This window comes from Streptomyces graminofaciens (assembly GCF_030294945.1).
GTDB classification, from domain to species: Bacteria; Actinomycetota; Actinomycetes; order Streptomycetales; family Streptomycetaceae; genus Streptomyces; species Streptomyces graminofaciens.
This window is the reverse complement of the sequence record NZ_AP018448.1, coordinates 1,286,761-1,300,776: the sequence shown is the minus strand read 5'-3', so window position 1 is coordinate 1,300,776 and position 14,016 is coordinate 1,286,761. Positions and strand designations below refer to the sequence as shown.

Annotated in this window: 13 protein-coding genes and 1 pseudogene; 8 read left to right on the top strand and 6 right to left on the bottom strand. The window is 68.9% G+C overall.

Features of this window, described 5'->3' with window-relative positions; all coding sequences use genetic code 11:
- Positions 1-227 precede the first annotated feature (227 nt).
- The 8 genes and pseudogenes from SGFS_RS05680 (at position 228) to SGFS_RS05645 (ending at position 7,182) form a co-directional block, all read left to right on the top strand.
- Complete coding sequence (locus SGFS_RS05680) at positions 228-1,325, top strand: protein kinase family protein (protein ID WP_286248121.1); 1,098 nt, start codon at positions 228-230, stop codon at positions 1,323-1,325.
- A gap of 81 nt (positions 1,326-1,406) precedes the next feature.
- Positions 1,407-1,820: pseudogene (locus tag SGFS_RS51760) on the top strand (helix-turn-helix domain-containing protein); the annotation flags it as partial.
- A gap of 230 nt (positions 1,821-2,050) precedes the next feature.
- The gene (locus SGFS_RS05670; protein ID WP_286248120.1) at positions 2,051-2,611 is read left to right on the top strand and encodes a transposase; all 561 of its coding nucleotides are present in this window, start codon (positions 2,051-2,053) and stop codon (positions 2,609-2,611) included.
- A 358-nt stretch (positions 2,612-2,969) separates the two neighbouring features.
- Entirely contained in the window at positions 2,970-4,022 is a 1,053-nt protein-coding gene (gene denD, locus SGFS_RS05665; protein ID WP_286248119.1) for a D-erythronate dehydrogenase, read from the top strand.
- A gap of 289 nt (positions 4,023-4,311) precedes the next feature.
- Positions 4,312-5,193 (top strand): LLM class flavin-dependent oxidoreductase, encoded by an 882-nt coding sequence (locus tag SGFS_RS05660; RefSeq protein WP_286248117.1) that lies wholly within the window; start codon positions 4,312-4,314, stop codon positions 5,191-5,193.
- Between the two features lie 694 nt (positions 5,194-5,887).
- Positions 5,888-6,091 (top strand): cold-shock protein, encoded by a 204-nt coding sequence (locus SGFS_RS05655; RefSeq protein WP_286248115.1) that lies wholly within the window; start codon positions 5,888-5,890, stop codon positions 6,089-6,091.
- A gap of 189 nt (positions 6,092-6,280) precedes the next feature.
- Positions 6,281-6,448 (top strand): hypothetical protein, encoded by a 168-nt coding sequence (locus SGFS_RS05650; protein ID WP_286248114.1) that lies wholly within the window; start codon positions 6,281-6,283, stop codon positions 6,446-6,448.
- An 86-nt stretch (positions 6,449-6,534) separates the two neighbouring features.
- Positions 6,535-7,182 (top strand): class I SAM-dependent methyltransferase, encoded by a 648-nt coding sequence (locus SGFS_RS05645; RefSeq protein WP_286248113.1) that lies wholly within the window; start codon positions 6,535-6,537, stop codon positions 7,180-7,182.
- Positions 7,183-7,404: 222 nt separating this feature from the next.
- Here the strand turns inward: SGFS_RS05645 and SGFS_RS05640 are convergent, their stop codons facing one another.
- The 6 genes from SGFS_RS05640 to SGFS_RS05615 all read right to left on the bottom strand — a co-directional run bounded on the left by SGFS_RS05640 (position 7,405) and on the right by SGFS_RS05615 (position 13,645).
- The gene (locus tag SGFS_RS05640) at positions 7,405-8,367 is read right to left on the bottom strand and encodes a carbohydrate kinase family protein (RefSeq protein WP_286248112.1); all 963 of its coding nucleotides are present in this window, start codon (positions 8,365-8,367) and stop codon (positions 7,405-7,407) included.
- Positions 8,368-8,526: 159 nt separating this feature from the next.
- Positions 8,527-9,516 carry a zinc-dependent alcohol dehydrogenase family protein gene (locus SGFS_RS05635; RefSeq protein WP_286248111.1) on the bottom strand — a complete coding sequence of 330 codons (990 nt, stop codon included), beginning with the start codon at positions 9,514-9,516 and terminating at the stop codon, positions 8,527-8,529.
- Entirely contained in the window at positions 9,513-10,397 is an 885-nt protein-coding gene (locus SGFS_RS05630; RefSeq protein WP_286248110.1) for a carbohydrate ABC transporter permease, read from the bottom strand. Before SGFS_RS05630 ends, SGFS_RS05635 begins: the two co-directional genes overlap by 4 nt.
- The gene (locus SGFS_RS05625) at positions 10,394-11,353 is read right to left on the bottom strand and encodes a carbohydrate ABC transporter permease (protein WP_286248109.1); all 960 of its coding nucleotides are present in this window, start codon (positions 11,351-11,353) and stop codon (positions 10,394-10,396) included. Before SGFS_RS05625 ends, SGFS_RS05630 begins: the two co-directional genes overlap by 4 nt.
- A gap of 82 nt (positions 11,354-11,435) precedes the next feature.
- Positions 11,436-12,791 (bottom strand): ABC transporter substrate-binding protein, encoded by a 1,356-nt coding sequence (locus SGFS_RS05620; protein WP_286248107.1) that lies wholly within the window; start codon positions 12,789-12,791, stop codon positions 11,436-11,438.
- 92 nt (positions 12,792-12,883) lie between these two features.
- Positions 12,884-13,645 carry a DeoR/GlpR family DNA-binding transcription regulator gene (locus SGFS_RS05615; RefSeq protein ID WP_286248105.1) on the bottom strand — a complete coding sequence of 254 codons (762 nt, stop codon included), beginning with the start codon at positions 13,643-13,645 and terminating at the stop codon, positions 12,884-12,886.
- Between the last annotated feature and the right edge of the window lie 371 nt (positions 13,646-14,016).

Genomic DNA, 14,016 nt, shown 5'->3' with positions numbered 1-14,016 from the left:
AGACAGGCCAGATCCGAGCCCCTGAGCAGTGGCGGTCTGCCGGGGCATCGTGTTCGCCCGACCTTGTTGTCGATCTTCACGTACAGTGCGGCCAAAGGGTGTTCGGATCCGTGTTCACAAACGGTCCTGGATGCCCTTCGCCCGTGCCAGGGGGCGAACCCTAGGGCTATGCGTCGCGTGCGCGCCCTTTGGACGGGCCCAGGTATTTCCGAGAGGTTGGTGCCCTGGTGGAGGTAGCCGTCGAGAGCTTCGACGCGTCGCGTGGTGCGCGTTTGGCGGCCTACAGTGCCGTCTCCACATCGCTGGCGCTATGCAGTGATCGCGAACTGCGCGACCTTATGGATACGGCTGCGCCGATGGGTTCTGGCATCGGCGGGACCTCAGCGTTGCTGGAGGTCGGCGGAACCCCAGTCTTCGTTAAGCGGCTGCCGCTGACCGATCTGGAAAGGCAGCCGGAGAACGTCCAATCCACGGCGAACCTCTTCGAGCTACCGACCTTCTGTCATCCCGGCCTCGGGGTTCCCGGAAGCCCGGGATGGGGGGCCTGGCGGGAGTTGGCCGTGCACACCATGACGACGAACTGGGTGCTCGCACAGGACCATGAGGGCTTTCCGTTGATGTACCACTGGCGGGTGCTGCCGCACCCCGGGCAGGTGCTGCCCGAGCAACTGGCCGACGTGGAGAAAGCTGTCGCCTACTGGGGAGGCGGACCGCAGGTGCGCCACCGGATCGAGGCGCTGCGGGACTCCTCGGCGAGCGTCGCACTGTTCCTGGAGTACATCCCGCAGAACCTGCACGACTGGCTGGACGGTCAGGTCAAAGCCGACGATGAGACGGCCGAGCAGGCATGCACCATGGTGGCGAAGGAACTTGAGGCCGGAACCTCTTTCATGAACGCCCGCGGGCTCCTGCATTTCGATGGCCACTTCCAGAACATCCTCACCGCCGGCAAGCGTCTGTTCTTCACGGACTACGGCCTCGCGATCTCCTCCCGGTTCGACCTGTCGAAGGAGGAAGCCGACTTCTTCGCCGAACACCAGACCTATGACCGCTGCTACACCGTCACCCACCTGGTGCAGTGGCTCGTCACTGCCCTGTACGGGTACGAGGGGGATGAGCGCAGTGCGTTCGTGCACGCCTGCGCCCGAGGGGAACCTCCGACGGGAATTCCGCCGCAGGTCGCGGCGATCCTCACCCGCTACGCCCCGGTCGCCGCAGTGATGACGGACTACTACCGCGAGTTCCGTTTTGAGAGCAGGCAGACCCCGTATCCCCTGGAGGCGATCCGTCGGATCGGCGGGCCGGACAGCTTGTTCATCATCTGATGGACCTGGGCGGCCAACAGTCGGGCTGGATGCGGGAGCTCCGGGTGCCCTGATCCGCTTCTGCTGAACGGTCTGCCTGCCTTGCCCGTAGCCGCCGCGCGCCCGATCGTCCTGACCGCCGCCGAACGGCACCGGCTGAAGAAGGCGGCCTACGGCCACAGCACCCCGCACCGTGACCGCCTGCGGGCGCAGATCGTGCTGCAGGCTGCCCGGGGGCGGGGCAACGCAGCCATCGCCCGCGAAACGGGAGCGCACCTGGACACCGTGCGCACCTGGCGGGTCCGCTTCGCCGACGGCGGCCTGGCTGCCCTGGCCGATCGCAGGCGCTGCGGCCGTCCACGACGCTTCCCCCCGGTGCAGGTCGCCGAGGTCAAGGCCCTGGCCTGCCAACTGCCCGCCGGGACCGGCACCCCGCTGTCGCGCTGGTCGTGTCCGGAACTGGCACGTGAGGTCGTCGTCCGTCGCATCGCCGGCTCGATCTCTGCCTCCACCGTCCGCCGCTGGCTGCGCGAGACACACTCAAGCCCTGGCAGTACCGGTCCTGGATCTTCATCCGCGATCCGAAGTTCCGGCCCAAGGCCGCCCGCATCATGGACCTGTATGCCGGCACCTTCGACGGCGTCCCGCTGGGCGCGGACGAGTACGTGGTCTCCAGCGACGAATAGACCTCGATCCAGGCCCGCTGCCGCTGCCACCCCACCCTCGCCCCCGGACAGGCCCGGGCCATGCGGGTCAACCACGAGTACCGACGCGGCGGCGCCCTGGCCTACCTCGCCGCCTACGACGCCCACCACGCCCGCGTCCTCGGGCGCTGCGAGCCCACCACCGGCATCGTGCCCTTCATGAGCCTGGTCACCCAGGTCATGACCAGCGAGCCCTACGCCAGCGCGAAACGTGACTTCTGGATCGTCGACAACGGCTCCTCCCACCGCGGCAAGGCCGCCATCGACCGCCTGGCCAAGGCGTTTCCCAACGCCGTCATGGTCCACACCCCGGTCCACGCCTCCTGGACCAACCAGATAGAGATCTTCTTCTCCGTCCTCCAACGCAAAGTCGTGGCACCCAACGACTTCACGGACCTCGACCAAATCCGAAACCAGCTCCGAGCCTTCGAAGACCGCTACAACGCCACAGCACAGCCGTTCCAGTGGAAGTTCACCACCTCCGACCTGGACGATCTGCTGGCCCGGCTCGACCGATACACACTGGACCGCTGTCGACCAGGGGAAACCCCCTCCTCTGAGGCGGACGGCGGATTGATGGCCCGGGAACGCTCCGGATCTTGAGAGACCTCTCCGACGCCGAAGCCGGAGGAAGGTCCAGTGCCGGCACTGCCACGTGCGCGTCACCGAGCAGCACCCCGACCGGCCGGGAGCGTGGTTCGGAGGCCGGCGGATACGGCACACGGACAGGACACCGGTCTGCGCCGTGTTGTCGGCTCGGGAGGTGACGACGGGCAGGCCTACGACCTGATCGGCTGCGTCTACCCGCACGTCCCGGCCGGCGGGGACAAGAGGCCGCCATCGAGCAACCCGCAACCCGCAACCCGCAACCCGCAAGCCGGATCAATGGGGCCGGGCACGTTCGCGTATCCGTTCCGCGGGCATGCTGCACTCCCGGATCCGACTACCGAGGAGACACCGCATGAGGATCGTCATCACGGGTGGCTTCGGCTTCCTGGGACGACAGGTCACCAGCACACTGCTCAAGACGCGGACGTTTCGAGGGGCACCGATCGATCGCCTGGTGCTCGTCGACCGGATCGTGCCGTCCGAGCCGCAGTCGGCGTCCGACCCACTCGTGGAGATCATGCGGGGCGACCTGATCGACCATCTCGGTGAGGCGTTCGCAGAGCCGGTGGACGTGCTGATCCACCTCGCAGCCGCCGTCTCGGCCGAGTGCGAGGCCGACTTCGACCTGGGCATGGGCGCCAACCTGGACACCACTCGCGCGCTCCTCGAAGCCGCCCGGACGCAGTCGGCCACCTGCGGGCCGACGCCACGCCTGGTGTTCTCCAGCAGTGTGGCGGTGTACGGTTCCGACCCGGCGCTCCCGCTCCCGTCTGTCGTCAGCGAGGCGACCCTGCCCACGCCGCGATCCAGCTACGGGATCCAGAAACTCGTCTGCGAGCAACTGATCGCGGACTACACCCGGCGCGGTTTCGTCGACGGACGGGTCGCCCGCCTGATGACCGTGTCGGTGCGGCCCGGCAAGCCGAACGCGGCCGCTTCCGGCTTCCTGTCCGGTATCGTCCGCGAGCCCCTCGCGGGCCTCCCGGCCATCTGCCCGGTACATCCCGACCTGCGGGTGGCCCTGGCCTCGCCGCGCCGCACCGTCGAGGCAATCCTCCGCATCGCGGAAGTAGAGCGCGGGGTGGAGAAAGGTCGGCTCGACGGCGGACTTCCGGTCAACCTTCCGGCACTCACAGTCTCGGTCGCCGAGATGATGGCCACGCTGCGGCAGATGGCCGGCGACGCCGTCGCCGACCTGGTGACGGTCACGCCCGACCCTGCCGTCGAGGCCATCGTGGGCTCGTGGCCTTCCGTCTTCGACAACGCGCGCGCCGCCGCGCTGGGGCTGGATCCCGACCCGAGCTTCGCATCGGTGGTGCGGGACTACCTCGCCCACCCCGACGCAGTCCTGGCCGACCCATCGCTCGCGGCGGGAAAGCCGGGCCAGGGTCCATGGGCTGACTAGATCCTCCTTCCGGACCTCCCCGCGTACCGCACGGGCCGCCCGCTGCGTCGCCAGGGTCATGTGTCTGGAACGGCCTCGCCTGTGGAGCGACGGCACGACAGCCCCTGCGGATGCGGTGATCTGGTGCATGCACCGGATTCCGCCTCGCCCTGTCCAGCCTCACCACGCCGGGTCCGCGTCGCAAGGCCTCGGGTGTTGCCGGAACACTCACCGACAAGCCACGGATGGACGTTCGTCAGGTGGGATACGCCGTTGATCCGCTCGTCGTCCGCCGCATAGGTTCCCCCACATGACAAACGTACGGATCGGTGTGATGCACGACCGCGACTGGGCCCCGGAGGGGTTGCCGGAGTTCGCGCGGCGGGCCGAGGCGCTCGGTGTGGATGACCTGTGGGTGGTGGAGGACCTCGGTTGGAACGGCGGCGTGTCGGCGGCGGCCGTGGCCCTGGGCGCGACACACCGCCTTCGGGTGGGCATCGGCATCACCCCGGCCCCGCTGCGCAGCCCGGCGCTGCTGGCGATGGAACTGGCCACGCTGGCCCGGGTGTTCCCCGGCCGACTGGTGGCCGGCATCGGGCACGGCGTGCGGGAGTGGATGGCTCAGGTCGGCGTCGCGCCCCGCTCCCCGCTGGCCCTGCTGGAGGAGACGATCACCTCCGTGCGGGCGCTGCTGCGTGGTGAGCGCGTCGAAATGACGGGGCGTGAGGTACGGCTGGACGGAGTCAAGCTGGTGCATCCGCCGACCGAGGTCCCGCCGGTCGTCGCGGGCGTGGTGCGCCCGCGCTCCCTCGAACTGTCCGGTCGGGTCGCCGACGGCACGCTGATCGCCGAGGGCCACGGTCCGCGCGATCTGGAACACATCCGGGAGCTGATCGCCAAGGGCGGTGCCACCGCCGACCACGCCCTGACCGCCTTCGCCTTCGCGTGCGTCGGCGACGACCCCGACGAGGTGGCCCGCACCCTCCACCCCCACACCGAGGGCCACGGCGCCTGGTTGGGCCGCCCCCAGGAGGAGGTCTTCACCGTGTCCGGCGACGCCGCCCGGGCCGCCGACGGCATCCGCGAACTCGCGGCGGCCGGTGCGGACACGGTCGTCCTGCGCTTCGTGGGCGAGGATCCGCTGGGGCAGTTGGAGGCCGTGCTCGGAGCCTGGCAGGCGTCGTCGGCCTGAGGGGCGTCGTTCGAGTGCCCTCAGTCCTCACCCAGGCCGCCCCCGCCGCCGGGCTGACGGCAGTGGGGGTGTGCGCCGCACGGCGCGCTGCCTCCGGCTTCGCCCACGGCCGCTACCGGCCCAACCTTCCCGCCACCCAGCCCCGCGCGGGCGCTGCCGCAGACAATGGCGTCCACACAATCGCCCTGGTCATCGACGAAGGCCGGCACCGGCCGTCGGCCGAGCACTGCCACACCTTGCTCCAGCGGCGGCAGGATCGCCACCTGGCCCGAGCCCGAAGCCCCCGAACGCCCGCAGGGGGCGGGGCGGCGGGAGGTTTCCGTGCCGGGCACGGGGCCGGGCGCGCTCAGTGAGTGTTCGAAGCGGAGGCGCCAGGGGCGGCGATCTGGCCGTGCGGCGGTTGCGGCAGAGGCCCGTACGAGCGATGGCGGTCACCGTGAGGCAGTGAGCCGGGTGTCCTCGCGCATGTGGTGCGCCGGGCAGGCCCTGGCGGCATGGATCCAACACCAGCCGACAACACCGGCGTTCCCTACTGGTGGGGCCCTGCGTCGCCGTGTAGCGTCCTCGGTAGATGTCGTGGTTCGCCGTACCAGCCCGCGCCGTGGCGCGGGCGCTTTGCTGTGTGCCCGAGGACCAGGACGACCACCTCCGGGCCCGCACCGCGGGGACCCGTCACCGATAGGAAGGCACCAACATGGCCAGCGGCACCGTCAAGTGGTTCAACGCGGAGAAGGGCTTCGGGTTCATCGCCCAGGACGGGGGCGGTCCCGACGTCTTCGCGCACTACTCCAACATCAACGCCTCGGGCTTCCGTGAGCTCCAGGAGGGCCAGGCAGTCTCCTTCGACATCACCCAGGGCCAGAAGGGCCCGCAGGCGGAGAACATCACCCCCGCCTGATCCGGCACAGCCCGCCGCGCTGGGGCCGCGCTCTCCGAGCAGCCGCCCGCGACGGGTGCGACCGCGGCGCGTGGCCCGCCAGTCGGAAGGCTGGCGGGCCTCACTGCCGCTGGCCTGCCACGGGGCGGGGGCTTCGGCTCCCCACCCACACACACATGGGCTCAGCGATCTGACCGCCACCGTGATCGAGTGGATCTCTGCCCACACCTGGACGAGCCCGGCCCCGGTACATCCCGGGCCGACGCAGTCGTCGGCGGTGTCGCCGTCGCGCACGAGCACGACACGCCCTGGTGCGGGCTGCTGCTCGGAGGCTGCGGCGTCCAGCCGGCGACGAAGCTCTGCACCAACCTTCTCTGAACCAGCGGTAGCCCGGACGAACAGGCGGGCGGGGAGACCGTGATTTCTCTCGGCTCGCCTCAGCGCCAAGAACTACTGTCGCGAGCATGGTCGAACACGATGCCCTCAGTGTCTCCCGCGAGGCTTACGACGCTGCTGCCTCCACCTATGCGCAGCTGTTCCGCGACGAACTGCGTGACAGGCCTCTGGATCGCGCGATCTTGAGTGTTTTCGCCGAGGTCGTAAGTGCGAGTGGGAACGGTCAGGTCGCGGATCTGGGGTGTGGGCCTGGCCATATCACCGCCTATCTGAACGAGTTGGGTCTGGCGGCGTTTGGCGTTGATGCCTCTTCTGCGATGATCGAGTTGGCTCGACAGGCCTATCCGGGCCTGCGGTTCGATGTGGGCTCGATGGCGGCGTTGAACATCGCTGACGGCGCGCTGGGCGGCGTACTCTCACGTTGGTCCATCATTCACACTCCGCCGCGAGAACTGCCCGCCATCTTGGCGGAGTTCCACCGTGTACTGGCATCGGGCGGCCACCTGCTGGTCGGCTTTTCGGCAAGCGACGATCCGTTTCACGCGACGCAGGCCTTCGATCACGCAGTCGCGCCCGCCTATCGGTGGTGGCCCGATCACCTCGCCGCGATGCTACGCAAGTCCGGGTTGGCCGAGGTGGCCCGGATGATTCGCGAGCCTCAGCCCACGGACCGACGGCAGTTTCAGGAGATTCAACTGCTCGTCCGCAAAGCCTAGGCAGGGGCTACCTGATCGAATTATTGAGGCAAAGCAGATCACCCACCAGACGTCTACCGGTGGGCGAGGCGCGACAGCGGGGGCGCCGTCAGGAGAATGTCCCACCGAGACATCCGCGAGATCACCGACGGCCGTTGGGGTCGCTCGTCCCGTGCATCTCCGGCGTGAAGTGGAACTGAAGGCGACAGGTGGCCGGGATGTCCGGCCTGACCTGCCTGCCCGTCAGACACCGCCGGTGGTCGCGAGCTCTGTCAACTGGTTCCGCCATGGCGGATTGGGACCGGCGACCGAACAGGTCAGGGCCGCGACCCGGGTGCCGAACCGGCAGGCTTCCGCGACATCGTCGACACCGAGACGGGCCAGCCGGCCGCCGAGGAGGCCGCGGGCGCCGAGGTGGTGCAGCAGGCCGGCGGTGAAGGAGTCGCCCGCGCCGACCGTGTCGACGACCTGCGTGGTCACCGCGGGCACCCGCAGCCGTTCGCCGTCGAGTGAGGCCAGGGCGCCGTCGCCGCCGAGCGTGATCACGACGAGCCGTACCCCCGCGGCGTGCCAGGTGTCGCACGCCTGCTCGGGCGGGGTGCCCGGCAGGAGGAGTTCCAGGTCGTCCTCGCTCAGGCGCAGGATGTCGGCGAGACCGCACCAGTGTGCCAGCCGGGCGCGGTAGACCTCGGGGCGCACCAGCAGCGGCCTTACGTTGGGATCGATGCTGATGGTGGCCTGCGGAGCCGCTGCCGCCAGGAACTCCTCCACCACCGCCCCGCCGGGCTCTCGGATCAGCGCCAGCGACCCGGTGTGCAGACAGGCGGTTTCGGACAGGTCCACCCTGGCCAGTTCCGCTGGAGTCCACTGCCAGTCGGCCGTGTTCTGGGCATGGAACGAGAACGCGGCCTGCCCAGTGGCATCCAGCTCCGCCACGGCCAGTGTGCTGGGCTCGTCGGCGGCGACGGCGTACGACAGGTCGACGCCGGATGCCTCCAGGTGGGCCTGGAACAGGCGGCCGAACACGTCGCTGGACAGACGTGCGAGGAAGCGGGCCGGCGTGCCCAGCCGCGCCAGGGCCACCGCCGTGTTCGCGGGTCCGCCGCCAGGCAGCACCCGCAGGGCGAGTTCGTTCGCGGCGTCTGCCGGTTCGGTGAAGGCGTCCGCGACGCACTCTCCCAGAACGGTGATCTGATGCGGGCTCATGGTTGCTCTCCCTCGGAAAGGCTCGAAGAGTTCGGAAACGAAGGGCGGAATCGGGCGGGGGCCGGACCCGGGCTTCGTTCGGGTCCGGCCCCCGCCCGACAGGTACGACCGGGCGTGACGTCGAGGAAGATGACGAGGGCACCGGCAGGGAGGGGGTGGTCAGGGCAGTACGACGATCTTGCGCCCCTGGCCGGCGGCGAACTGGTCCAGTGCCTGCGGGTACTCCGTCAGCGGCATCCGGTGGCTGATGAAGACCTGGGGATCGAGTACCCCGGTGGCGAACAGCTCGGCCGCGCGTTCGTAGCTGTGCAGCACCGCCATGGAGCCGGTGATGGTGATCTCCTGGTTGTAGATGCGGTACGGGGAGATGGTGGCTGTCGTCGCGTAGTCGGAGACGCCGAACTGCAGGAACGTCCCGGCCTTGGCGACCCGTTCCAGGCCGTCCTGGATGGCGGCGGCGTTGCCGGTCGCGTCGACCACCACGTCCCAGCCGGCCGGCCGCCCCAACTCGTCGGCGGAGAGGGCCGCTTGGGAGCAGCCCAGCTTCTCGGCCGTCGCCAGTCGCTCCGGGTTGATGTCGACGACGTCGACCGAGGAGGCGCCGGTGCGCTTGGCCAGCTCCAGCATCATCAGGCCCATCGTCCCGCTGCCGTAGATCAGCACGTGGGAGCCGAGCCTGCTGTTGAGGACGTCGTAGCCGCGCACGGCGCAGGACAGCGGCTCGATCAGGGCCGCGTCCTGGACGTCCACGTGGTCGGGCAGCCGTACGCAGTTGGCGACGGGCGCCACCGCGTACTCGGCGGCGCCGCCGGCGACGGTCACGCCGATCGCCTGCCACCGGTCGCAGAGGTTGTTGCGTCCCACCCGGCAGTAGCGGCACTCGTTGCAGTACAGCGAGGGATCCACGGCGACCCGGTCGCCGACCTTCAGTTCGGTGACCTCGCTGCCGAGGCCCACGACCTCTCCGGCGAACTCGTGGCCCGGCACGATGGGCAGTGTCGGGGCGAACTCGCCCTGGAGGATGTGCAGATCGGTCCCGCACAGCCCGCAGGCCGCCACATCGACCACGACCTCGCGCGGCCCGGGAGTGGGGTCGGGCACCGTGGTGACGATGACCTTGCCGGGGGCTTCGATGACAGCGGCTTTCACTTGACTGCTCCTAGGGACAGGCCGCGGACCAGTTTGTCCTGGGCGGCGAAACCGGCGATGAGGACCGGCAGGGAGACCAACGTGGCGGCGGCACACAGCCGGGCGAGGAACAGCCCCTCGCTGGTGATGAAGCCGACGAGGAAGACAGGCGCGGTCGACGCCTTGGTCGCCGTCAGGTTGACGGCGAACATGAACTCGTTCCAGCTGAAGATGAAGCAGATCAGCGAGGTGGCGGCGAGTCCCGGCATGGCGACCGGTGCGACGATCCGCAACAGCACGGTGGGCAGGTTGGCGCCGTCGACCTCGGCCGCCTCGAGAATCTCCTTGGGGACCTCGGCGAGGAACGAGCGCATCATCCACACCGCGATCGGCAGGTTCATGGCGGTGTAGAGGACGATCAGTGTCCACACGTTGTCGAGCATCCCGGCGTCCTTGACGATCAGGTACACCGGAAGCAGGGCCGCGATGGCGGGTAGGAACTTGGTGGACAGGAAGAAGAACATCACGTCGGTCCACTTCTCGACCGGCTTGATGGACAGCGCGTAGGCCGTCGGCACCGCCAGGGCGAGCACCAGCAGCGTCGAAATGACGCTGGCCATCGCCGAGTTGAGGAGGAACGGAGTGATGTCCCGGCTGAACAACAGTTCGTACTGGTCGAGGGTGAGGGCGGCGAAGGGGGTCGGCGGGTTGGTCGCCGCGTCCGCCTCCTGGTGGAAGGAGGTGAGCACCATCCACGCCACAGGCGCGAAGAACGCCAGCGTGGCGAGCCAGGCGACGAAGGTCCACGCGGGTGACAGCCGGGGCGCACCGCCCTGGTCGTCGCGTCGGCGGACGAGTTTCCTGAGCTTCGCGCCGGGCGCGGTGACAGCTGCGTGAGTCATCGGGACACCTCCTCACGGAACAGCGACGCGATGGTGCGCAGCGCGAAGGTCGCGATCACGATCGAGCCGAGGACGACGACCACTCCGGCGGCCGCGGCCTCGCCGTACTCGAATTTGCGGAACATGGTCAGGTAGATCTCGTAGGGCAGGTTGGTCGTCTGGGAGCCCGGTCCGCCCTGGGTGATGGTGTAGACCGCGTCGAAGGTCTGCACGACGTAGATCGTGCCGAGCAGGACGCCCAGCTCGATGTACTGGCGCAGGTGCGGCAGGGTGATGTGGCGGAAGGTCGCAATGGCCGAGGCCCCGTCGACGCGGGCCGCCTCCAGGACGTCACCGGGCTGCGCCTGCAGACCGGCCAGGAGGATCAGCATCATGAACGGTGTCCACTGCCACACCAGCGACACCACGACCCCCGGCATGGGGTAGGAGGACACCCAGTCGATCGTGGGACCGTTGTCCGCGCCGAAGAGCCGGTAGACGGCGTTGAGGGTGCCGTTGAGCAGGCCGTAGTCGGGGTTGTAGATGGCGTGCTTCCACAGCAGCGCGGCCGCTACCGGCATGACGAGGAACGGCGCGATGAGCAGGGTGCGAGCCAGCCCGCGGCCGACGAACCTGCGGTCGAGCAGCATCGCCAGGCCGAGGCCGAGGACCACGCTGATGAGCACCACCGAGGCGGTGAGCACGATGGTGTTGAGCACCGCTGTCCGCAGTCGCTCGTCGGTGAAGACGAACGTGAAGTTGGACAGGCCGACGAATTGCCGCTCTCCCGGCTTGAGGATGTTCCACCGGAAGGTGGAGATGACGAGCGTGGCCACGAACGGCAGCTGTGTGACGACGATGGTGAAGACCAGCGCCGGCAGCAGCGGGAAGCGGCGCTTCCACTTGCTGACTTGGGCGGGGGCGCGCCTGCGGCTGGGCGGTGGGGCTGTCTTGGGTGGGGCGGTGAGCGTGGTCATGATGGTTCCTCTGCCGATGACGGCCGGGGTGGGGGAAGCGGTGCCCGGCCGGGGGGAGGGCCGGCCGGGCGGTTCGGGCGGGTCACTGGTAGTTCTTGGCGACGTCCTCGGCGAGCTTCTGGCCGTCGTTCAGCGCCTTGTCCACGCTCGTCTTTCCGGCGATGGCGGCGGAGATCTCCTGCGTGACCTTGGTCCCCAGGTCCTGGAACTCGGGGATGGCCACGTACTGGATGCCCACGGTCGGCCTGGGCTGGACGCCCGGGTTGGCCGGGTCGGCCGCCTCGATGGACTTCAGCGTGATGTCACCGAACGACGCGGCGGCCTTCTGGTACTCGGGGTTCTCGTAGGTGCTGGCCCGCTTGCCGGCCGGAACGCGTGACCAGCCGAGCTTCTCGCCGACGAGGTTCTCGTACTTCTTGCTGGAGGCCCACAGCATGAACTTCGAGGCGGCGTCGGCGTTCTTCGTGGTCTTGGGCATGGCCCACGCCCAACTCCACAGCCAGCCACTGCTCTTGGTCTCGACGGTCGGGGCGTAGGCGTAGCCGACATGGCCGGCGATCTTGCTGGAGCCGGCGTCCTCCAGTGGCCCGGCCGCGCTGGTCGCGTCGTACCACATCGCGACCTTCTTCTGGCTCATGGCGTTGAGGCACTCCGTGAAGCCGGCCTGCGCCGCTCCCGCCTGCCCGTGCCTCCTCACCAGGTCGACGTAGAAGTTCGTCGCCTTCTTGAACTCGGGGCCGTTGACCTGGGCCTTCCAGTCCTTGGTGAACCAGGTGCCGCCGAAGGTGTTGACCACGGTCGTCAGTGACGCCCCGAGTTCGCCCCAGCCGGCCAGACCGCGCAGACAGATGCCCTTCATGCCGGGTTCCGCGCCGTCGACCTTGGCCGCGATGTCGGCGATCTGCTGCCAGGTCGGGTGCTCGGGCACCGTGACGCCCTTCGCCTTCATGACGTCCTTGTTGTACATGAGCATCGAGGACTCGCCGTAGAACGGCAGGGCGTAGAGCTTGCCGTCGGAGCCGGACAGGGACGTGACCATCGGCTTGAGCAGGTCGGCCTTGTCGAAGCCGGTGTCCTTGTCGGCGTAGGAGCTGAGTTCGTGCAGCCAGCCGTTCTTCTCCCAGATCGGCACCTCGTAGGCGCCGATCGTGGCGACGTCGTACTGGCCGGCCTGAGTGGCGATGTCCTGGGTGACCTTGTCGCGCAGCTCGTTCTCGGGCAGGATCGTGAAGTTGACCTTGATGCCGGTGTCCTTGGTGAACGTGCTCTTCGTCAGCTTCGCGATGTCCTCCATCTGCGGATTGCCGACCATCAGCACATTGATGCTCTCCCCGTCACCGCCCGAGCTCGAGGAGCCGCCCGCGCCACTGCAGGCGACCAGCAGCGAGCTTGTGGCCGTGGCCGTGGCGAGGATGTGGATCATTCTCCGTGTACGCATGACTGACTCCAGGGGTGTTCGAGGGCATGGGGAACCAGGCCCCCGGGCTTGCGCGGGTGGCGGGGAGGGTGGGAATGGAGCTGAACCGCGGCTCAGGCCCGGATGACCTCGGGGCCCAGCAGCGAGTAGCGGTGTGCCTCGGAGGCGGGGAGCCCGGCGTCGGTGACGATCGCCTCGAACTCCGTGACCTCCGCGAAGCGGCAGAAGCTCGCGGCACCGAACTTCGTATGGACGCCGGAGAAGACCCGGCGCCGGGCGGCCCTCATGACCTGGGCCTTGACCTCGCTGACCGCGGGGTCGGGGGTGGTGAGTCCGTACTCGCGGGAGATGCCGTTGGCACCGACGTACGCCAGGTCGATGACGAAGCCGGACAGCATGCGGGTCGCCCAGTGGTCGACCGTGGCCAGCGTCCCGCCACGCACCCGGCCGCCGAGCAGCAGCACGGTGATGTTCTCGGCGGAGGCCAGATCACCCGCCGTGGCCAGTGAGGAGGTGACCACGGTCAGTGGCCGGTCGCGGGGGAGGGCGGCGGCGATGAGCTGTGGGGTGTAGCCCTCGTCGATGAAGACGGTCTCGGCGTCTCCGAGCAGTTCGGCCGCGGCGGCCGCGATCCGGGACTTCTCGGGGACGTGCATGGTGGTGCGGAAGGCGAGCGTGGTCTCGAAGCCCGCGCTCTCCACGGGATGGGCACCGCCATGGGTACGCCGGACCAGCCCGTGCTCCTCCAGTACGTTCAGATCGCGCCGCACGGTCTCCTTGGAGACCGTGAGATCGGCGGCGAGCTTTCCGACGTCCACGGATCCGGTACGGCGTGCCGTCTCCAGAATCCAGCGCCTTCGCTCCTCGGTGTCCACGGCGACACCTCCGTTCCACGGCTCCGCGCGGTGTGCCCGCGTCGGCTGATTTCCGAAGGCCCTGCCCGTTTGGGCGTCCGGTGGCTAATTTCTACAAGGCGACAGACCTGCTGACCAGGCTCTTGGCGGAGCACTTCATGACCGAATGTGCCCGTTTAACGAAGTCTGGAGGCCCTGGACGAGGCGGTGGAGGGCCCCGGGGAGTGCGAGCTCGCTGCCCGTTTGTCCGCTGCGCGTGCCCGTTCGCTGCCCGTATTCCCGGCGGAGGGGCGATGGTGCCTGCTGGTACCTGTCACGGCTTTCTTGAACAGAAGCTTCAGACTCCCGCAGTGGCAGTGGCAGTGGCAGTGGCAGTGGCAGTGGCGGTGGCA